This window comes from Variovorax glacialis (genome assembly GCF_051216375.1).
In the GTDB taxonomy this organism is placed as follows: domain Bacteria; phylum Pseudomonadota; class Gammaproteobacteria; order Burkholderiales; family Burkholderiaceae_C; genus Variovorax.
In genome coordinates this window covers 129,474-149,660 of sequence record NZ_JBPJZT010000012.1, presented here as the reverse complement: position 1 = coordinate 149,660, position 20,187 = coordinate 129,474, and the positions used below count along the sequence as shown (strand labels likewise).

Below are 20,187 nucleotides of genomic sequence, written 5' to 3'. Positions count from 1 at the left end.
GGCGACGGTTCAGCGAGGGTCGGACTTTCGGGCTCGCAACGCGTTGAAGCACAATGACGCCGACTCGAGCGCGTCAACCCACCTGTGCTTCAAAGGAATCGGCATGAAACGTCTGTCCGGCTTCGCGATCCTGCTGCCCCTGCTCCTTGCGGCTTGCGCCTCGGGATCCAGACAGGGCGACGTGTCAACGCAACCCGTGTTGTCGCCGGCCGAAGTTCCAAAGGTCAAGGCCGAGATTCTCGGCATGCGCGACAGGACGCTGGACGAACTCTTTGCGCAAAAGCCCGAGACGCGCGACGAACTGAAGAAGGCCGTCGGCTACGCCGTCTTCGACTCCTCGCAGATCAACGTCGTGCTTTTCGTCGGGGCACGCGGCTCGGGCGTGCTGGTGGAGAACGCGACACAGGCGAACACCTTCATGCTGGCAACGCGCGCCGGCACGGGCCCGGGCGTCGGCTACAAGGATTTCCGGCAGGTCATGATCTTCAAGAACAGGGAAGTGTTCGACCAGTTTCGGAAGCTGGGCGCCGACGTCACGGCATCGGCGGACGCGACGATGAAGCTGCCCACGGAGGGATCGGGAACGTCCGCGGACATGTCGGCATCGTTCAATCCGTTCATCTCCACCTACCAGTTCACCGACAAGGGCCTCCTGCTGCAGGCCAACTGGGGCGGTGCGGCCTTCGTGCCGTATGCGCAACTGAACCAGCCCTGACCCTCGCGGCCGTCTGCGCGCGGCATGTCGTGCGGCTCGGGCATGCTGGCGAGGCTGAAGAGGGCGGTTACAGTGCGTAGCGAGATTCGATCCACCCCTGTCGCCCTGTTGTCTGCCGGAGGATGTCGATGTTCAAGCCCGGTTCGCGGCGCTACGCTGTCGCCGTCGTTGCCCTCGTCGCATTGGTCGCCGCGCTGCTGGCCTACATCGTCTATCAGCAGCGAGGGTCGTTCAGTCCGCAGGAGCAGCTCTACGTCGAGGCGCCCGACGCCCTCGGGATCGCGGAGGGCATGCCGGTCACGACCCGCGGGGTCGTCATCGGCAGCGTCCGGAAGATCGAACTGCCCGCAGCGCAGTCCGGCCAGGGCGCCGGGATCGAACTGGGCATTGGCCGCGGCTACATGGCGGGCATACCGAAGGGAACGCGGGCGCGACTGGTGCAGGACACCACGATCGGCCAGCCGGCCATCGACCTCGTGCCCCCGCGCGGCGCCGCGCAGCCGCGGGCGCCCGGTGAGGTGCTGGCTTTCGAACGCAGCAGGGACGGCAACCAGCTCCTTCAGGAGATGCAGGCGGCGTGGATGCCCGTCATCGCCGATGCACGCAAGCTGACCGATAGCCTGACGGATCCGAACGGGTCCTTCCAGCAGACGCTGAAGGCGGGCCAGGACGTGGTCTCGCAGATGCCCGCCATCGCCGAGAAGACTGGCGAGGTGATCGATCAGACGAAGCAGACCGTGAAGACCATCGAGAACGGGGCGGTGGCGACGATCCAAAGGGCCAGCCGCACCATCGAGGTCGTCGAGCAGGCGGCGCCGGCGGTGATCGACAGGGTGCAGCAGGCCGCGGCAACCTCGCAGAAGGCCAGCGCCGACGTGCAGGCCATGGCGGCGCAGGCTTCCGAAAGACTGCCCGCCGTGCTCGACCAGGTGCAGGCCGCCGCCACGCAGACCAACCAAATGGTGAGCAATGCGCGCCAGACCTGGCCCATCAGCATGCTGACCGGCACACCCACCACGCCGCAGTCGCTGCCGATCGACAGCATCGGCGGCCTGCCGCTGCCGGGAGAAGCACCTTGAGCCGCACGAGCCGATTCATCGTCTGCGGCCTGGTCGAAGCGGGCGCGGCGCTGCTCGGGGGGTGTTCGTCGCCGCCCGTGCGCTCGCCCGCGGAGATCCAGGCACAGGGCTTCAGCACGCAGGGTATGGATCGCGTCAAGGCCGGTGACCTTCCGCGTGCGCTGGTGTCTTTCCAGCAGGCCCTCGTGGTGGGGCAGTCGATCGAGGACGACGATGCGATCGCAGCCGCGCGGCTGAACCTGGCGACGGTCTATGTCGGCATGGGCCGCCAGGACGAGGCGCTGAAGCAGCTGGACGCCGTCCTGGACGAGCGTCGCCTCGCCTTCAGCACGGATCGGCGCGCCGAAGCCGCCCTGAGACGCGCCATGGCCGTGCACGCGACTGACCGCGCGAGCGCCGAGCAATCGCTCGACCGGGCCGCATCGATCTGCGGCAGCAGTTGCAGCGTGAGGGGAAAGATCCTCAACCTGAAGGCCTACCTGGCCTTGAGCGCCGGTCGCGCCGACGAGGGTCTGCGATTGGCGCAACAGGCCCAGAGCGCGCTCGCGAAGGACGATGCGCTGGAAAAGGCCAACGCGCTGCGCCTGCAATCGAGCGCCTACATCGCCCTGAAAACGCCGGCCTCGGCGGTGCCGCTGCTCCAGGAAGCGTTGAAGATGGACAAGGCAGCGGGAGCGAGCGAGAAGATCTACCAGGATCTGCTGCTGCTGGGCCAGGCCTCCGCGGACAAGCCGGAACTGGCCCGCGACTATTGGGCCAGGGCCCATGACGTCGCAGTGGCGGCCAAGAACGATGCGGGTTCGGAGCGCACCGCCAGATTGCTGGCGGCGCCTGCGCCCTGAGACATCTCGCGCTCCCCATCGCGTCCCGCCCGGCGTGTCCCACCCGGGCGTAGGGCATTGGCCTTCACTGGATGTAGCCGGGAGGCGACTTCCGGCCGCGGTCGCCTTCGAGATACTTCCCTCACGTTCTCGGCCACGCCCAAAAAGGTACCCCGAGTTCGCGGAAGCCCCCCGACCAGGGAAACCTGGCGGGGGGCGTTCTGTTGTGGGGCATACAAAAAGGCCCCGGGCATTGCTGCACGGGGCCTGAATCCGTCTGAAAGTGACGGAGGAGGAGACAACCGGTTGGCGCGCGGGCCGTCAGTTCAGGTCTTCAGTGTCTTTCGAGGTATGCACGCCGTGAAAAACCAGGGCGCCGGCAGCGCCAAGAACCATCAGGAGGGTCAGCATGGAAGCACTTCATTGATCACGATGGATGAAGTTTGGGGTAAACCCTAATTTGCTGCAGCGACCCTTCTACATAACCACACCGCCTGTAGGCAGCGCGGTGGCGACGCGCTCACCCCGGAATGTCCGGCTCGACCAGTTGGGCGAGCGAAATCAGCGACTCCTGCCAGCCCAGGTAGCACATCTCGGTCGGGATCATGTCGGGTATGCCTTCCTGCGTGACGGACACGTCCGTGCCGCAGGACACCGCCTTCAATATCACCGTGGTCTTCATCGTGCCCGGCAGGTTGGCGTCGTCGAAGCTCGCGTCATAGGCAACGCGCTTCCCCGGATCGAGCTCCAGGTACTTCCCGCCGAACGAGTGGCTGTGGCCGCTGCCGAAGTTGGTGAAGGACATCCGCCAGGCGCCGCCGACCACGGGTTCCATGCTCTGGACCTTGCCGATGAAGCCGAAGGGCGGAAGCCAGCGCTCGAAGGCACCGGGCTCGACGAACGCGCGGTAGATGCGGTCCGGCGGGGCGCGCAGGACGCGGTGCAGGCGGACGGTGTTGGTGGCCATGGTGATGTGCTCCTGTGAAGTGCGAGGACGACCCTCGCTGATACGTCGAACGAGCCTGCGGGAAATCGACAGGCCGCAAGATGAACTCCGAGGTTACATTGCGGCGCAGGGTGGAGCGGGCTCGAACCGGAGGGTGCAATGAGAGCTGTGTTGGGGCTGTCGCGATCGCGCGCCCATTCAGGGCGGTTCGATCTGGCCTGGGTGGTCCTGGGGACGGTGCTGACTTTCGTGCTGTCGAGCACCTTGGAGCTGCATGAACGCCTGGCCGCGGTCTTTGCGCATGCCGAGGCATGGCAGGTCGACGAAGTCCCGCTCACGTTGGTCGCGCTGTCGCTGGGCCTTGCGTGGTACGCAAGGCGCCGTCGTCAGGAAGCCGCCCGCCTTCTGGCCCAGAACCGTGAACTCACGCAGAAGCTCATCGCGCTGCAGGACAGCGAGCGGCTGGCGCTGGCGCGGGAGCTGCACGACGAGTTCGGCCAGCATTGCACCGCCATCCGCATAGAGGCCACCTACATCCAGCGCTCGACCTCGCTCGAGCAGATTGGTGAGTCCGCACGGCGCGCGGCCGCTTCGGCCGAACTGCTGCAGGTGGGCGTGCGGCGGCTGGTGCGGAGTCTGCGGCCGGCGGAGCTCGACCAGTTAGGCCTCGTCGCGGCACTGCAATCGCTGTGCGACGGATGGGCGACGCGCAGCGGTGTGCGCTGCCAGTTCGAAGCCCGTGGCGATCTGCGCCAGCTCGGCGAGGCGATCGACACCACCATCTACCGCGTGACCCAGGAGACGCTGGCGAACGTGGTGCGTCATGCGCAAGCGACGCGCGTGAACGTCGCGCTCGCGGCGACGCCCCAGGTGCTGACCCTGAGCGTGGAAGACGATGGGCGTGGCTTCATCGCGGCCACGCCCGCGCGGGGCTTCGGGCTGCTCGGCGCAACGGAGCGCGCCGCGGCACTCGGCGGCAGCTTCCAGGCGGACAGCGCACCGGGTGCCGGCACGCGGATCCGCATGGAACTGCCGCTGGTGCCCGGACTTCCTGCGGAGGCGTCGTGATCCGGCTCCTCCTGGTCGATGACCACCCCGTGGTGCGAGAGGGCTACCGGCACCTGCTGGAGCAGGATGGCGACATGGCGGTCGTCGCACAGGCCGCCTGCGTCGATGAGGCTTGCGCGCAGTTCGCTGCCCACGAACCCGACATCACGGTGACCGACCTGGGGATGCCCGGCAGCAGCGGCCTGGAACTGATTCGCCGCCTGCGCGAACGCGACGCACAGGCGCGAACCCTCGTGTTCAGCATGCACGACACCGACATGCTGGTGCATCGCGCGCTCGAACTCGGCGCGCTGGGCTTCGTCTCCAAGACCAGCCCGCCCGAGTGCCTGATCGATGCGGTGCGAAGCGTGCGCGAAGGGCGCCGCTACCTGAGCCCCGCACTGGCCCAGCGCCTGCTCGACGGCGCCGACGCGTCGCCCGCCTTCGACTCGCTGACCCAGCGCGAATTCGAAGTGTTCCGTCTGCTGTCGCGCGGCGAGTCCGTGGCCGCCTGTGCCCACACCTTGCATCTGAGCCAGAAGACCGTCTCCAACCTCCAGAGCCTGATCAAGGACAAGCTGGGCATCCACACCACGGCCGAGATGGCGCACCTGGCGCTTCGGCACGGCCTCATTCCCGGCGCTGAAGCCTGAGGCCGCCGGCGCACGTCGGGAAATCTTCCCTGTCGCAGCCGGACATCCTGCGCTACCTTGGGGCGAGGGCGCGCAGTGATGCGCGATAACAAGTCCAAACACCGAGGAGACTGCATGTCCCGCAACGCGCGCGCGGTTGTTTTCTCGTCAGCGCCCGTGGCCACGGCAGTCCTGCTGCTGTGCCACGGCCTGGCGGCCCACGCACAGGTCGAGACCACGGAGCAGCCGGCCTCGTCGGTCCAGGCCGTGCCCGATCTCCCGACCATCAACGTCATCGCGGTCACGCCGCTGCCCGGCATCGACGTCCCGCGCGACCAGATTCCGTCGAACGTGCAGACCGCGACCGGCGCCGAGATGGAGCGCTTCCATTCGCTCGACCTGTCGAACTTCCTGTCGCGCGCGGTAGGCGGCGTGACCGTCAACGAGACGCAGGGCAACCCCTTCCAGCCCGACATCAACTACCGCGGGTTTACCGCGTCGCCGTTGCTGGGCACGCCGCAGGGACTCTCGGTGTTCCTGGATGGCGTCCGGTTGAACCAGCCCTTCGGCGATGTGGTGAGCTGGGACCTGTTCTCGCGCACGGCCATCGCGTCGATCGCCCTGATGCCGGGCAGCAATCCGCTGTTCGGCCTGAACACGCTGGGCGGCGCGCTCTCGATCCAGACCAAGGACGGCATCCACAACCCGGGCACATCGGTGCAGGTCCTGGGCGGCTCGTACGGCCGCGCGGCGGCGGAGTTCGAGACCGGCGGCTACAACGTCGACAACGGCATGCACTGGTACGCGACGGGCAACGTCTTCCACGAGGACGGCTGGCGCACCGCCTCGCCTTCCGACCTGCGCCAGCTTTTCGCCAAGGTGGGGCGGAAGACACGCGACGGCGATACCTCGCTGACGATTGCGCTGGCCGACAACGACCTGACCGGGAACGGCGTGCAGGAGGCGGGCGCGTTGCAGCGCGACTGGGCCAGTGTCCGCACCATCCCCGACAACACGCAGAACAAGTCCGTTTTTGTGAACCTCGCCACCATCCAGGCCTTGAGCGACACGCTGACCTTCTCGGGCAACGTGTACTACCGCTACATCAAGGCCAAGACCTTCAACGGCGACATCAACGACGACTCCCTCGACCAGGCGGTCTACCAGCCCAATGCGGCCGAGCGCAGGGCACTCGCGGCCGCCGGCTACACGGGCTTCCCGACCAGCGGCGAGAACGCATCGAACACGCCCTTTCCCAAGTGGCGCTGCATCGCGAACGCGCTGCTGAACGACGAGCCGAACGAGAAGTGCAACGGCCTGCTCAACCAGACGGACGCGCGGCAGACCAACTACGGCCTCGCGGGCCAGTTGTCCGCGCAGGCGACGACAGGCAGCATCGGGCACCAGTTCGTCGTCGGTGCCGCGTATGACGCCAGCCGCGTGAGCTTCACGCAGGGCGCGCAATTCGGCTACCTCAACCCCGATCGCACGATCACGCCGGTGTTCGGCCCCGGCGCCTTTGCCGACGGCACCCAAGCGTCCGAAGACGCCTTCGATGCCAGGGTCGACCTGTCGAGCCGCTCGCGCACCGGCAGCATCTACGCCACCGAAACGATGGCGCTCAACGAACGGACGCACCTGACGTTGTCCGGGCGCTACAACCACACGTCGCTCACGAACACCGACGGCATCACGCCCGGCGGCGGCACGGGTTCGCTCGACGGCGACTACACGTTCAGCCGCTTCAATCCGGCGGTCGGCCTGACTTTCGCGGCCAACGATGCGATCACTTTCTATGTCGGCGCCAACCAGGGCAGCAGGGCGCCCACCGCGATCGAACTGGGCTGCGCCGATCCCGAAAGCCCGTGCAAGCTGCCGAACTCCTTTGCGGGAGACCCGCCGCTCAAGCAGGTCGTCACGAGCACCTTCGAAACCGGCATTCGCGGCACGGTGGCCGGCCAGGTGGCGTGGAACCTGGGTGTGTTCCGCTCCGACAACCGCGACGACATCCTCTTCGTCTCGGACAACGCGAGCGGCTTCGGCTACTTCAAGAACTTCGGCAAGACGCGGCGCCAGGGGATCGAGATGGGCCTGCAGGCCAAGCCTGCGAGGAGCTGGACCGTGGGCGGCAACCTGAGCCTGCTCGACGCGACCTATCAAAGCACGGAGACGATCGACGGCTCGGGGAACAGCAGCAATGCCTCCGCCGTGGCCGGCTTCCCCGGCACGGAAGGGACCATCCAGATCAACCCCGGCGATCGCATCACGCAGTTGCCGCGGCAGATCCTCAAGCTCTTCGCGGACTGGGAGCCGAACGCGCAATGGCGCGTGGGCGCCGACATGAACGCGGTGAGCGGCACCAACGTGCGCGGCAACGAGAACGGCCTGCACACGCCCGACGGCCTCTACTACACCGGCTCCGGACGCAGCGGCGGCTACGCGGTGTTCAACCTTGGCGTGGACTACAAGCCCAAGCCGGGGATCAAGTTCTTCCTCCAGATCACGAACCTGTTCGATCGCAAGTACACGAGCGGTGGCGTGCTCGGCGCCAACGGCTTCACCGTGAACGGCAACTTCGTTGCCCGCCCGTTGCCCGCGAATGCGAACGGCGACTTCCCGCTTCCCCGCGCGACCTTCTACTCGCCCGGTGCGCCGCGCACCGCGTGGGTCGGATTGCGCTACGCCTTCGGGGTCTGAGCGACAGCGTCAGGCGCGGATCGCCGCGCATCCTCAAGTCGAGGGAGGCGCGTGCATGCCATCCGGATGAACACTCGCTGGAGTTCGTCCGGGTCAGACGCATCCGAACGAGCGTTGTGAAAAATTCCTACGCCGCTCGACCTGCTTGCTCGCCAGAGTGATCACCTCGGGTGGTCATGCAAGCAACAAATGCGAACCGATGTATTTCATGCATTTGGGACAGACGGAAAGACGCATGTCGTTTTTCGTCGTACTCAAACATACTTTGTCAGGGACGCGTACGGCGTTGTCGAAAAGCAGCGCGAACCGCGGTTCTATCTTGATAACGGCGATCCGCTGGAATGCGCCGAACGCTATGACACATTCAGAACGCTGAACGGTGATATGGTGCTTCGAGTGATCACGTCCACGCCGAAAAAGCGGCGAGACCGGTAGCAGAAAACGCGCGCGTTCACTGGGAAATAACAGGTCCTTACGCAGCTTGTAGGACGCGTTTGATTGTGCTGTAGGCGCAGAGCCTATCGCCCGTTTCTGGCACCGATATTGCACCTCCGAACGAATAAGGCAGCAGGAGACATCCCGTCCGACGACAGTCGGTTTACATCGAGTTCGACCTGGACCCGGAGAGCGTCTGATGCTGTCTTCCTATGCAACTGGCTTGCGTGAAACGCCGTTGTCAGCGTTGGGGAAATTCAATCCCTTTCTCGGGCTGATCCTGAGACTGGGCGACATCGCGATTCTCGAAGTCTGCGGCATCGTTGCTTTCTGGGCGAGATTCGGCGCACTCGAAATGGGCCCCGACTACGTGCATGCGCTCACGCGTGGCGTGCTGTTCGCGGTCATCGTTCTCAACGGCAGTTCGCTGTATCGACGCTGGCGCGGTCGCGCGATGGCGGACGAGTTCATCAAGCTCGGCACCTTGTGGCTGCTGATGTTCTGCGTCATGGCGGTGTACGCACTGGCCGTGCGAGATGGTCACGAGACGTCGCGACTGTGGTGGGCCAGTTGGCTGCTGTTCAGCATCACCGGCGCCATGTTGTTGCGCGTGGCCCTGCGTGCATTTGCACGCTGGATGGGGACGCAGGGCGTCGATCCGCGGGTCTCGGTCGTGGTCGGCGCCAACCCCGATGCGCAACGCCTGGTCGACGCCATCCGGGGCGACGAATCGTGCGGCATCGAAGTGCGCGGCTGGTTTGCCACGCATGCGGACCGCAGCGAGTTGACGGGTGCGCCGATGCTGGGGCGACTCGACAACCTCGGTGGGTATGTGGAATCCCGCGGCGTCGATCTCGTCTGGCTCGCATTGCCCATGTGGGACCAGAAAAAGATCTCCTATGCACTCAACGAACTGAAGAACTCGACGGCGGACATCAAGCTCGTGCCCGACCTCTTCGGCCTGCACCTGCTGAATCATTCGGTCGAGGAGATTGCGGGCCTGCCGGTGCTGACGCTGCAGCAGACCCCACTGCAGGGCGCGGCGCGCGTGATCAAGTCCGTCGAGGACGTGTTGCTGGCGGCATTGATCCTGATCCTCATCTCGCCATTGATGCTCGCGATTTCCCTCGCGGTCAAGCTGAGTTCGCCGGGACCGGTGTTCTACCGCCAGGAGCGCGTGAGTTGGAACAACAAGAAGTTCAACATGTACAAGTTCAGGTCGATGCCGGTGGACGCCGAGCAGAAGACCGGCGCCGTCTGGGCCAAGGCCGGCGAGTCGCGGTCCACGCGTGTCGGTGCCTTCCTGCGCAAGACAAGCCTCGATGAATTTCCGCAGTTCATCAATGTGCTGCTGGGTGACATGTCCATCGTCGGACCACGGCCCGAGCGGCCCGTGTTCGTGGAGCAGTTCAAGAACGAGATTCCCGACTACATGAAGAAGCACATGGTCAAGGCCGGCATCACCGGTTGGGCACAGGTCAACGGCTGGCGGGGTTCGACGGACCTGGCCAAGCGCATCGAATATGACATCTATTACATCGAGAACTGGTCGCTGAAGTTCGATCTCCAGATCATCGCGTTGACCGTGCTCAAGGGTTTCGTCAACAAGAATGCCTACTGACATCGCCATGTCGCAACATAGGAAGGTTCACACGTGAAGGTTGCACTCGTTCACTACTGGCTGGTCGGCATGCGCGGCGGAGAGAAAGTGCTCGAAGTGCTTTGCGACCTCTACCCGGACGCGGACATCTTCACGCTGGTCTGCGATCCGGATGCCATCTCGGAGAAGCTCCGGCGCCATCGCGTCATCACCTCGTTCCTGCAGAAGATCGGCGGCGTGCGGCACTACAAGAAGATGCTGCCGCTGATGCCCTACGCACTGGAATCCTTCGACATGACGGGCTACGACCTGATCATCTCCGTCGAGTCCGGCCCGGCGAAGGGCATCATCCCCGGCCCGAACGCGACGCACATCTGCTATTGCGCCTCGCCAATGCGCTACATCTGGGACTTGTATCCCCAGTACCGCTCCACGGCCGGCCCCATTGGCCGCGCGATGATGTCGCTGACGGCGCCGTCGCTGCGCCAATGGGACGTGAGCACTTCGCATCGCGTCGATCATTTCATCGCCGTCTCATCGTATGTGGCCCGGCGCATCGAGCGGTACTACCGTCGCACCGCGCACGTGGTGTACCCGCCGGTCAACCTGCCTCGCTTCACGCCTGCAACAGAGGTCGGCGACTACTACCTCTGCGCGGGACAGATCACGCCCTACAAGAAGATCGAGATCGCGGTAGAGGCGTGCACCCGAATGGGCAGGCGGCTGGTCGTGATTGGTGCGGGCGCCGGCCCTGCGTTGCGGCGGCTGGCCGGTCCGACCGTCGAGTTCCTCGGCGCGGTCGACGACGAGACCATGGCGCACCACTTCGCGCATTGCAAGGCCTTGCTGTTTCCGGGTGTCGAGGACTTCGGCATCGTGCCGCTGGAGGTGATGGCGAGTGGACGGCCGGTCATCGCGTTCGCCATGGGCGGTGCGCTGGAAACCGTCGTCGATCAGCGCACTGGCCTGTTCTTCGACGACCAGAGCGCGGATGGCGTGATCGATGCCATCCAGCGTTTCGAGGCCATCGCACACACTTTCCATCCCGATGTGATGCAGGCGCACGCACGCACCTTCGATACCGACGTCTTCAGGAGCCGCCTGGCCGACCATATCGGATTCTTGCTGGCGAGTGACCTGCAGCCCGCCATCTGACCGGGCAGGCCCATGGAAGCCATCCCCATCGCCGCCTTCTGGACCATCGCGGTCTGGACCCTGTTCCGGCAGAAGCAGGCGCTGATGTACCTGTTCTTCGCTTCGATGCCTTTCGGATCGTTCGCGGCCGTCCCGACCGAACTGACAGGCGGCCTCACCCTCACGCCGACGCCGATCGTCGCCATGCTCCTGATCGCGCGGCAGCTCGGCAGCGCGCGGGGCCTCGCGCAGGCGTTCGACGCCGCGATGAAGCGATCCGAACTGCTCCTGCTGTTTCTCTTCTGGCTCGTGGCCGTCATCGCGACCGCGTTCATGCCGCGCTTCTTCGGCGGCATGGTCGAGATCGTGCCCGTTCGCGGCGGCACCCTTGCGGATACCGCGGCGCTGGTGCCAACCGCCCAGAATGTTTCCCAGTTCGTGTACGTGAGCATTTCGGTGCTGACCGTCTTCAGCTTCGCGCGCATGCTGCGCACGGAGTCCATGCGGCGCCATGCGATGGCCGCGCTGTGCCTGGGAGCGGCGGTGACGGTCCTCACCGGTGGCCTGGACCTCGCGTCGCAGTTCCTGCCGCTCACGCCAATCCTGGAACTGTTTCGCACCGCCAGCTATGCCCTGCTCACAGACACGGAAATCCTGTCCAGCACGCGTCTGATCGGGCTGATGCCCGAGGCCTCGTCCTTCGGCAGTCTCGCGCTGGCCTTCCTGGCGTCGCTGTATTTCTTCAGGCGCGCGATGCCGCCGGGCCGCCTGCGCAGTCGCGTGGTTCCGGTCCTCATGGTCGTGTTGCTTCTTCTGGTGTGGCTGTCGACTTCGTCCGCGGCCTACCTGGGGCTGGGCCTCTTCGGCGCGGCGGCAGGGGCGGAGTGGTGCTGGCGCCTGATCGCCGCGGGGCGCAATCCGCTGCTCCAGCGCGGCCTCGCGAGCGAGTTCTGGCTGGGTGCCGTTGCCGTCTGCGGCGTGGGCCTGATCGTGCTCGCGGTTCCCCATCTGCTGACCCCGATGCGCGACATGTTCGACTTGATGGTGCTGCAGAAGTCGACCACCAGTTCCTTCGAGGAACGCAACATGTGGACGCACGTTTCGCTGCAGGCGCTGCTGGCGACGCATGGCCTGGGCGTCGGCCTGGGCGGCACCCGGGCCTCCAATTTCGCCGTGGCGCTGGCGAGCAACGCGGGCGTGCTCGGCGCGGCGTTCTACTTCCTCTTCGTGCTGCAGACCCTGTTCGTGCGAAGGGCGCCCCAGGGCGACGCGGAAGGACACGCCATGCTGTCGGCCGTGCGCTGGTCCTATCTGCCTGCGTTCTTTACCAGCCTGATGATCGGCACCACCCCGGACTTCGGGTTGTTGAACGCCTTCCTCTATGGCATCGCGGCGGCGATCGGGCATCGGGCGTCGTTCAGTACGGTGCGGGCCCCGGACGCACGGGGCATGGGCGAAGCATCGCGACGCAAGCCTTTCCGGCTGGCCACCGAGCGGAGCGCGCGTGTCAGCCGCTGAACCCACGAGCATGGCCAGCCGGGCGATCGGGGCCGGCGCGTGGACAGTGGGCACGCGGCTGACCGCCAAGCTGATCGACCTCGTCATGCTGCTCTGCCTGGCGCGCTTCCTCGGCCCGGCGGAGTTCGGCCTGGTGGCCATGGCCATGGCGGCGGTGTTCGTGGTCGAGGCCTTGTTCGACCTGCCGATGGCTGCCGCATTGATCCGCGTGCCTGTGCTGACCACCGACATGCTCCACACGGCCTTCACGCTCAGCCTGTTGCGCGGGCTCGTCGTCGGGCTGCTGCTGCTCGCCGTGGCCTGGCCGCTGGCTGCGTTCAACAACGAACCGCGGCTGACCGCGTTGCTGGCGGTGCTGGCGCTGGCGCCGACGATGCGTGGCCTGGTCAATCCGCGGATGGTGGAGTACGCACGCGCGCTGAACTTCCGTCCCGACGCGGTGCTCGAGTTGTCCGGCAAGGTCGTTGCGCTCGTCGTATCGGTGGCCATCGCCGTCACCACGCGCAGCTATTGGGCCATTGCCGCGGCATCGGTGTGCGCGCCGCTGGTGGCGACGCTCCTGTCGTACTGCATCGTGCCGCTGCGGCCCCGACTGACCTTCGTCCACTGGACGCATTTCTCCAGCCTGATCGGATGGAACTTCGTGTCGCAACTGGGGATGGCGCTCAATTGGCAGATCGATCGATTGCTCCTACCGCGACTCACGAACACCTCGGCGTTCGGCGAATACGCCCTCGGCAAGCAGATGGCGGAGATTCCGGCGCAGGCCCTCGTCCAGCCGCTGAGTCGCCCCGTCATGCAGGCACTGGCATCGGCCGGCGATTCGCGCGGGTCGCGCTATCTGCAGTTGTCTCGCGCCATCGCGCTGATGATGGCCCCCGTCATGGGGCTGCCGCTGTTGTGGCCGGAAGTGCTCGTTCGCGTGGCGCTGGGGCCGGCCTGGGCGCCGGCCGCGGAATGGTTGCGCTGGATCAGCGCGGTCACCTTGCTGGGGCTTCCGGCGATCCTGATGGGGCCGCTGGCGATGACGCTGGATCGCACGCGGTGGGTGGCGGTCCGGACGCTGATCGAGTTCATGGTCCGGTTGCCGCTGGTGTGGCTGGGCGCTGTGGCCTTCGGCATACCGGGCGCCATCGCCGGCAGTGCGATCGCCACCGCGGCCGGCACGGTGGTCGCGCTGTTCATCGTGCGCCGCCTGATCGCCGAGCCCCTGGTGCCCCAACTCATGACGCTGTGGACACCGCTGCTGGCCATGCTGCCCGCGGGTGCGCTTCTCTGGTTCGCAGAGCCCGCCGTGATGGCTGCGCCCGGCTTGCCTGATCTGTTGGTGCGGGCGATCCCGCTGGGCCTGCTGTACCTGCTGGTCTATGCCCTGCTGGTCCTGCTGGCGTGGCAACTGGCAGGGCGGCCCGCCGGACTCGAACAGCATCTCCTCGACACCATCCGCGCCCGGTTCGCCCGGGCACGCGCGCATCGCGCCCAGGCGGCGGCCCGCACGCGAACGAAGCCGAACGACCCCATGGAGGCCCATGTCAAGCAACCGCATTGATCCGCCGCCGCCTGTGAAGGGCACGACCGTGCCCCGACTGGTCATCAACGGCAAGTTCCTGCAGCCTTCGACGAGCCGATCGGGCGTCTATCGCGTGGCCCGCGAAATGCTGGTGGCGCTCGACACCGTGCTCGGCAACAACCCTGCGCTTGCCGCGGCCCTGTCATGCCGCGTCATCGTGCCGGGTGGGCAGGACACCGATCTCCGCCTCTCGCACATTCGCGTGGAAAGCGATCGCTGGGGGAGCGGGGGGCCCTTGCCCGATCGACTGAACGGCCTGCTCTGGGAGCAACTCATGCTGCCGCGCCGCGCCGGCAGCGACACGCTGATCAGCCTCTGCAACATCGGGCCGGTCGTGTACCGCGATGCGTTCACGATGGTTCACGACGCACAGGTCTACAGCGCGCCCGCGTCCTACTCCCGCGCCTTCCGGACGTGGTATCGACTGGTGCTGCCGCGACTCGGCAAACGCAACAAGGCCTTGTTGACGGTCTCCCGGTATTCGCGCGAGCAACTGGCGCGATTCGGCGTGGCCGATGCGGAGCGCATCCGCGTGATTCACAACGGCTGCGACCACGTGCTGCGGCTGGTGCCGGATGCGGCGAAGGTCGACGGGGCAGGGCTGGCGGGTGAGCGCTTCATCCTCGCGCTCGCCAACACCCAGCCGCACAAGAACATCGCGATGTTGTTTCGGGCCTTCCAGTCACCGGCGTTGCAGTCGGTCACGCTGGCGCTTTTCGGACCCGCGAAACGCGAGGACTTCGAGCGGCAAGGCCACACGGTCCCTCCCAACGTCAGGTTCCTGGGGTTCATCAGCGACGAGCAACTGGCCGGTCTTCTGCAGAAGGCCGTGGCGCTGGCCTTTCCATCCACCACGGAGGGATTCGGTCTTCCGCCGCTGGAGGCGATGCTGCTCGGCTGTCCGGCGATTGCCGCGCCCTGCGGCGCGCTGCCCGAAGTCTGCGGCGACGCGGTGCTGTGGGCCGATCCGCACGACCCCGATCAATGGGCCCGGCAGGTTGCAAGCCTGTGCGATGACGTCGAACTGCGCGAAGACATGCGGCGCCGCGGCCAGGCGCACGCTGCGCATTTCACCTGGGACCGGGCGGCGCGTCGCCTGCTCGAAACCGTGCTTGGCCGGGCGCTGGGCGACACCGGTCTCATGCAGGCGAGCCCCGTGCCGGCGGCCGTGTCCCGCACATCGCCAGTCGACGAAGAGGCCTGCGTCATGATGCGGCCGCTTTCTGCGCTGGAGACCAGGCCAGAGCGGCTCAAGATCGCGATTGCCATTGCCACGGCGGGTCGACGGGACGTGGTGGCCGAGACGATCGGGCTGCTCGCCAACCAGTCCCGGATGGCGGACGAGTTGCTGGTCTGTCCGGCGCGGGAGGAAGACCTCGACCCGGCGTGCCTGCGGGCCTACGGGGGCGAGGTTCGCGTGCTGCGCGGTCCGGTCGGTCTGCCGCTGCAGCGCAATGTGCTGCTCGACGCGACCGATGCCGATGTGGTGATCTTCTTCGACGATGACTTCCTGCCGTCGTCCGACTACGTCGCCGAGGTCGAGGCGCTGTTCGCCGCCTGTCCGGAAGTGGTCGTCGCCACGGGAAAGCTGCTCGCCGACGGGATCCTCGGCCCCGGCATCGGCTACGCGGAGGGCGTGCGCATCCTCGAACGCGCGGGGCCGAACACCGGACCCCGGTCGCTGACCGCGACCTACAACGGCTACGGGTGCAACATGGCCATCCGGATGCAGGTGGTGCGAAGCCATGGCGTCCGCTTCGATGAACGATTGCCGCTCTACGCCTGGCTCGAAGACGTGGACTTCTCGCGGCAGTTGGCATCGCACGGCAGGGTGGTCCAGGTCGCGCGCCTGCGCGGCGTTCACCTCGGCACCAAGGGAACCGGCCGAAGCCCGGGCCGCCGCCTCGGCTACTCGCAGGTGGCCAATCCGCTTTATCTCGCGCGCAAGGGGACGATGAACTGGTCGCTGGCGCTCAAGCACATGGCGAAGAACCTGCTGGCCAATTCGATGCGCAGCCTGTCGCCGGAGCCCTGGGTCGACCGGCGCGGTCGGCTCGCGGGCAACTGCCTGGCCATGTGGGATTGCGTGCGGGGCCAGGTCGACCCGCAGCGGGTTCTTCGCTTCTGAACCGATGAACAGGATTCCGATGAAGATCGTCTTTGTCTCGCCATTCCCGCTTTACCCCGCCACGGGCGGCAACAGGGTCAGGACCCTGCACATGGTCAAGACGTGCAAGGCGCGCGGCCACGAAGTGCATTTCGTGTTCCTGCCATCGCGGCAGATGGGGGACTTCGATCCGCAAGCGCATCGCGCACTTCTGGGCAGCGGGAACTTCCATTGCCTCGAACGGGGGCCGGTCGCCGACGCGGCCTATTACGCCGGCCGCGCAATCTGGAAGGCCCGGCGGAAACTCACTAGGAGCCGGTTCCTACAAAGCGATGTCGACGAGACTTATTTTTCAGGATTCACGCCACAGCTCAGAAAGCTGGAGCGCCAGCACGGTTTCGATGTCGTCATTGCGCAGTACGTGACCTTCACCCGCGCTTTCGATGCATTCGGGCCGCGCGCGTTTCGCGTCGTCGACACGCAGGACAGCTTTGCGGGCGGCATACCGATGGCCCAGGAGCGGCGAGGGCTCATTCGGGCGCAGCGGGTGCTGGCCATCCAGGACCGGGAGGCCGAGTATTTCCGGCGACTGCTGCCGCCTTCGATGGACACGGTCTCGTTGGTCAGCCACATCATCGACATCGATGCGCCTTTCGACCTGTCGGCATGCGCGGGGGCGGCTTTCATCGGTTCGGACTTCGCGCAGAACAACCAGTCGCTGGCGTGGTTCGTCGATCAGGTCCTGCCGCTCGTGCGGCAGCAGGAACCGGACTTCAAGCTGTTCGTCGCGGGCACGGTCTGCCGCAAATGCGCGGACGCGCCCGGCGTCGTCAAGTACGGCGTCGTGCCTCGCTTTCGCGATGCGTTCCGCGAAGGTCCGATCCTGGTGAACAGCATCACGCACGGCACGGGCGTCAAGATCAAGCTGCTCGAGGCCTTCGGGCACGGCATTCCGGCGGTGAGCACGCAATTCGGTGTCGAAGGCATCAGGGCTTCGGACCTCCATGGCGTGCGGGTCACGCCGGACGGCGATGCAGCGGCCTTTGCCGATGCGGTGCTGCACCTTTACAGGGACAGGCAGGAGCGCGTCGAGCGGGGGCGGGCTGCTTTCGGCACGGCGCAGTCCTGGAACGACCGCGAACTGGCTGCGCTGACCGACAGCCTGATGCCGCCCGCTCACGAACCCGCCCCGCGCATCGTGGGCACCGGCAACCTCCCGGCGTACTGATCCATGAGCCTCAAGATTGCCATCGCCATTGCCACAGCCGGCCGACGGGACGTGCTGGCCGACGCGGTCCGCTTCCTCGCGCGGCAGTCGCGCCGGCCGGACGAGCTGCTCATCTGTCCGGCGCGGCCGGAGGACGTGGACCCCGCTTGCCTGGACGGCTTTCCCTGCCCCGTCCGAATCGTGTCCGGCTCGATCGGAAGCTCGGCGCAACGCAATGCGCTCATCGAAGTTTCCGATGCGGATGTGATGGTCTTCTTCGACGACGACTACCTGCCTGCGGAAGATTTCGTGCGCGAGACCGAGCGGCTGTTCGCCGCCCACCCCGGGGTCGTCGTGGCGACCGGCAAGGTGCTCGCGGACGGCATCCTCGGGCCCGGATTGACCCATGAAGAAGCGGTGCGGCTGCTGGCGGACACGGGGCTCGATCCGAATCCGCCGTCGCTTTCTCCGGCCTTCAACGCCTATGGCTGCAACATGGCGGTCCGGCTTGCGCCCGTGCGGCAGCACGGCATCCGCTTCGACGAGCGGCTGCCGCTGTACGGCTGGCTGGAGGATGTCGATTTCTCGAGGCAGCTCGCGCCCCATGGCGACATCGTGCAGGCGACGAGCCTGCGAGGCGTGCACCTGGGAACGAAGCGCTCGGGTCGCAGTCCGGGCAAGCGCCTCGGCTACTCGCAGGTGGCCAACCGCATCTACATCATGCGCAAGGGGCACATGACGCCGCTTCAGGCGCTCAACGGAAACCTGAAGAACATCGGCGCGAACCTGTTGCGCAGCTGGAGGCCGGAACCCTGGGTCGACAGGCGCGGCCGATTGGTGGGCAACGCACTGGCGGTGTGGGACTGGGTTCGAGGGCGCGTCGACCCCGAGCGCATTCTTCGCTTCTGAGGACGACGACCGATGAAAGTGTCCCTGGTCATGTCCACCCTCGGCAGGATCGACGAAGTCATCCAGTTCATCCAGGCCTTGAAGCAACTGGACCACAACGACTTCGAACTGATAATCGTCGACCAGAACGCGGATGCGCGCCTGCAGGTGGCGTGCAGCGCCGTCGCAGTCGACTTTCCGGTTCACTATCTTCGGAGCCCGCACGCCAAGGGCGTCAGCCTCGGCAGGAACCTGGGCGTCGCGAAGGCGAGCGGCGAGATCCTCTGCTTTCCCGATGACGATTGCCTGTATCCGCCTTCGTTGCTCAGGAATGCCCTTGGACGATTCGACGAAACGGGTGCGGACATCGTCTGCGGACGTGCCGCGGCCCCGGACGGTCGCTCCATCAACGGCCGGTTCGAGACGCGCGCGCAGCCGGTCGACCTCCGGAACGTGTTCACCACCCAGATCGAATGGGTGGTGTTCTTCAGGCGCCAGGTGTTCGAGAAGCTCGAAGGCTTCGACGAGGACATCGGCGTCGGTGCGTCGACGCCCTGGCAGTCGTGCGAAGGGCCGGACATCACCATTCGTGCCATCCTGGCCGGCTTCAAGGTCGTCTACGACCCGGCGCTCTACGCCCACCATCCGGAACTCGACACGCGCGATCCGGACGACGCCATGCGCGCCAAGGGGCGCCGCTATGCGAGGGGCATGGGACATGTCATCCGCAAGCACAGCTACGGGATCCTGTATCTGACGAACTACCTGGTCCGGCCCATCGGGGGTGCGTGCCTGTCCCTGCTGAAGGGAAACATCAACCGCGGGATCTACTACTTGAACGTGGCCGTCGGCAGGGCCGAAGGGTATGCGGGCGTCTGCCTCGACGGCAGTGGGCTCAAGAAGTCGATCAACCTCGGATCGCAGAAGTGAAGACTATGGAGGACGTGAAGATGCTGATACCCATGTCGAATTCGAAGCGCATCAAGGAACTCGCGCGTTGGGCGTATGGCTTGTCGAACTTCTGCGCGAGTCCGCTGCTGAAGAAGAAGTCGAGGTTCGTGAAGTTGACGCCCGGCGTGTTCTCGGACCAGTTGATCTACGACCGATTGCGCGGATCGGTCTTCACCGTCAAGTCGAGGGACGACATCGACGTGGCCGTGGTGCGGCAGATCTTCGTCAATGAGGACTACGCACTCGAAAGTCCCAATCACGCCGACACCCTCCGGCAGTACTACGCCAGGATCATCGATTCGGGCAAGAAGCCCTTGATCATCGATTGCGGGGGAAACAGCGGCCTGGCCACCAAGTATTTCTCGGAGACCTACGAAGGCTCGGTGGTCGTCTGCATCGAACCGGAAGAGCGGAACATGGCAATGGCCCGGCTGAACAACCACGACCCCAACATCCAGTTCCTGCTGGCCGGCATCGGCAACTCGGATGCGCGAGCCGACATCGTGGACCCCGGCGAGGGAAACTGGGGCTACCGGACCGAGACCAGCGCCGAGGGAAAGACGAAGATCGTCAGCGTCAATTCGATCGTCCGCGATCCCCTCTACAGCGAATGCACCCCCTTCATCATCAAGATCGACATCGAGGGTTTCGAGCAGAACCTGTTCGAGAAGAACGTCGAATGGCTGGATGCGTTCCCTCTGCTGATCATCGAGCTGCATGACTGGATGCTGCCCCGGCAGGCCACCTCGAACAACTTCCTGCGCGCCATCTCCGAGAGAAACAGGGACTTCATCTACCGCAACGAGAACGTGTTCAGCATCTCGAACACGCTGGCGTAGC

General features: G+C 65.8%; 16 protein-coding genes. 15 read left to right on the top strand and 1 reads right to left on the bottom strand.

The genetic code is table 11. From position 1 onward, the window contains the following. The first annotated feature begins 103 nt into the window (after positions 1-103). The 3 genes from ACSFBL_RS26570 (at position 104) to ACSFBL_RS26560 (ending at position 2,636) form a co-directional block, all read left to right on the top strand. A complete protein-coding gene (locus tag ACSFBL_RS26570) occupies positions 104-715 on the top strand; it encodes a lipid-binding SYLF domain-containing protein (protein WP_435518818.1) in 612 nt (203 codons plus the stop codon). A gap of 128 nt (positions 716-843) precedes the next feature. After that, positions 844-1,794 (top strand): MlaD family protein, encoded by a 951-nt coding sequence (locus tag ACSFBL_RS26565; RefSeq protein ID WP_435518817.1) that lies wholly within the window; start codon positions 844-846, stop codon positions 1,792-1,794. After that, positions 1,791-2,636 (top strand): tetratricopeptide repeat protein, encoded by an 846-nt coding sequence (locus tag ACSFBL_RS26560; RefSeq protein ID WP_435518816.1) that lies wholly within the window; start codon positions 1,791-1,793, stop codon positions 2,634-2,636. Before ACSFBL_RS26565 ends, ACSFBL_RS26560 begins: the two co-directional genes overlap by 4 nt. A gap of 499 nt (positions 2,637-3,135) precedes the next feature. Here ACSFBL_RS26560 and ACSFBL_RS26555 read toward each other — a convergent pair whose 3' ends face one another. Next, positions 3,136-3,582, bottom strand: a complete 447-nt coding sequence (locus ACSFBL_RS26555; protein ID WP_435518815.1) for an SRPBCC family protein — start codon at positions 3,580-3,582, stop codon at positions 3,136-3,138. Between the two features lie 138 nt (positions 3,583-3,720). On the opposite strand from ACSFBL_RS26555, the gene ACSFBL_RS26550 reads away from it, so the two are divergent. The 12 genes from ACSFBL_RS26550 (at position 3,721) to ACSFBL_RS26495 (ending at position 20,186) form a co-directional block, all read left to right on the top strand. After that, on the top strand, positions 3,721-4,629 hold the full coding sequence (locus tag ACSFBL_RS26550) for an ATP-binding protein (protein WP_435518814.1): 909 nt from the start codon (positions 3,721-3,723) through the stop codon (positions 4,627-4,629). After that, the gene (locus ACSFBL_RS26545) at positions 4,626-5,261 is read left to right on the top strand and encodes a response regulator (RefSeq protein ID WP_435518813.1); all 636 of its coding nucleotides are present in this window, start codon (positions 4,626-4,628) and stop codon (positions 5,259-5,261) included. Before ACSFBL_RS26550 ends, ACSFBL_RS26545 begins: the two co-directional genes overlap by 4 nt. A gap of 114 nt (positions 5,262-5,375) precedes the next feature. Continuing rightward, a complete protein-coding gene (locus tag ACSFBL_RS26540) occupies positions 5,376-7,937 on the top strand; it encodes a TonB-dependent receptor (protein ID WP_435518812.1) in 2,562 nt (853 codons plus the stop codon). A 634-nt stretch (positions 7,938-8,571) separates the two neighbouring features. Then, positions 8,572-9,993, top strand: coding sequence for an undecaprenyl-phosphate glucose phosphotransferase (locus tag ACSFBL_RS26535; RefSeq protein ID WP_435518811.1), 1,422 nt, complete (start codon positions 8,572-8,574; stop codon positions 9,991-9,993). Positions 9,994-10,026: 33 nt separating this feature from the next. Then, positions 10,027-11,127 carry a glycosyltransferase gene (locus ACSFBL_RS26530; protein WP_435518810.1) on the top strand — a complete coding sequence of 367 codons (1,101 nt, stop codon included), beginning with the start codon at positions 10,027-10,029 and terminating at the stop codon, positions 11,125-11,127. Between the two features lie 12 nt (positions 11,128-11,139). Continuing rightward, positions 11,140-12,624, top strand: coding sequence for a hypothetical protein (locus ACSFBL_RS26525; RefSeq protein WP_435518809.1), 1,485 nt, complete (start codon positions 11,140-11,142; stop codon positions 12,622-12,624). Beyond that, positions 12,611-14,173: an oligosaccharide flippase family protein gene (locus ACSFBL_RS26520; protein ID WP_435518808.1), complete on the top strand. Its 1,563-nt coding sequence runs from the start codon at positions 12,611-12,613 to the stop codon at positions 14,171-14,173. The genes ACSFBL_RS26525 and ACSFBL_RS26520 overlap by 14 nt, the downstream gene beginning before the upstream one ends. Then, positions 14,154-16,322 (top strand): glycosyltransferase, encoded by a 2,169-nt coding sequence (locus ACSFBL_RS26515; RefSeq protein ID WP_435518807.1) that lies wholly within the window; start codon positions 14,154-14,156, stop codon positions 16,320-16,322. Before ACSFBL_RS26520 ends, ACSFBL_RS26515 begins: the two co-directional genes overlap by 20 nt. A 19-nt stretch (positions 16,323-16,341) precedes the next feature. After that, positions 16,342-17,529: a glycosyltransferase gene (locus ACSFBL_RS26510; protein WP_435518806.1), complete on the top strand. Its 1,188-nt coding sequence runs from the start codon at positions 16,342-16,344 to the stop codon at positions 17,527-17,529. Between the two features lie 3 nt (positions 17,530-17,532). Next, positions 17,533-18,417, top strand: coding sequence for a glycosyltransferase family 2 protein (locus ACSFBL_RS26505; RefSeq protein ID WP_435518805.1), 885 nt, complete (start codon positions 17,533-17,535; stop codon positions 18,415-18,417). Positions 18,418-18,429: 12 nt separating this feature from the next. After that, entirely contained in the window at positions 18,430-19,326 is an 897-nt protein-coding gene (locus tag ACSFBL_RS26500; protein WP_435518804.1) for a glycosyltransferase family 2 protein, read from the top strand. A gap of 5 nt (positions 19,327-19,331) precedes the next feature. Beyond that, positions 19,332-20,186, top strand: coding sequence for an FkbM family methyltransferase (locus tag ACSFBL_RS26495; protein WP_435518829.1), 855 nt, complete (start codon positions 19,332-19,334; stop codon positions 20,184-20,186). Position 20,187 lies beyond the last annotated feature (1 nt).

Excerpts from the sequence above, each read along its gene's own strand:
- ACSFBL_RS26570 (WP_435518818.1), top strand. The coding sequence starts at position 104 with ATGAAACGTCTGTCCGGCTTCGCGATCCTGCTGCCCCTGCTCCTTGCG.
- ACSFBL_RS26565 (WP_435518817.1), top strand. The coding sequence starts at position 844 with ATGTTCAAGCCCGGTTCGCGGCGCTACGCTGTCGCCGTCGTTGCCCTC.
- ACSFBL_RS26555 (WP_435518815.1), bottom strand. The coding sequence starts at position 3,582 with ATGGCCACCAACACCGTCCGCCTGCACCGCGTCCTGCGCGCCCCGCCG.
- ACSFBL_RS26550 (WP_435518814.1), top strand. The coding sequence starts at position 3,721 with ATGAGAGCTGTGTTGGGGCTGTCGCGATCGCGCGCCCATTCAGGGCGG.
- ACSFBL_RS26540 (WP_435518812.1), top strand. The coding sequence starts at position 5,376 with ATGTCCCGCAACGCGCGCGCGGTTGTTTTCTCGTCAGCGCCCGTGGCC.
- ACSFBL_RS26535 (WP_435518811.1), top strand. The coding sequence starts at position 8,572 with ATGCTGTCTTCCTATGCAACTGGCTTGCGTGAAACGCCGTTGTCAGCG.
- ACSFBL_RS26525 (WP_435518809.1), top strand. The coding sequence starts at position 11,140 with ATGGAAGCCATCCCCATCGCCGCCTTCTGGACCATCGCGGTCTGGACC.
- ACSFBL_RS26515 (WP_435518807.1), top strand. The coding sequence starts at position 14,154 with ATGTCAAGCAACCGCATTGATCCGCCGCCGCCTGTGAAGGGCACGACC.
- ACSFBL_RS26510 (WP_435518806.1), top strand. The coding sequence starts at position 16,342 with ATGAAGATCGTCTTTGTCTCGCCATTCCCGCTTTACCCCGCCACGGGC.
- ACSFBL_RS26505 (WP_435518805.1), top strand. The coding sequence starts at position 17,533 with ATGAGCCTCAAGATTGCCATCGCCATTGCCACAGCCGGCCGACGGGAC.
- ACSFBL_RS26500 (WP_435518804.1), top strand. The coding sequence starts at position 18,430 with ATGAAAGTGTCCCTGGTCATGTCCACCCTCGGCAGGATCGACGAAGTC.
- ACSFBL_RS26495 (WP_435518829.1), top strand. The coding sequence starts at position 19,332 with ATGGAGGACGTGAAGATGCTGATACCCATGTCGAATTCGAAGCGCATC.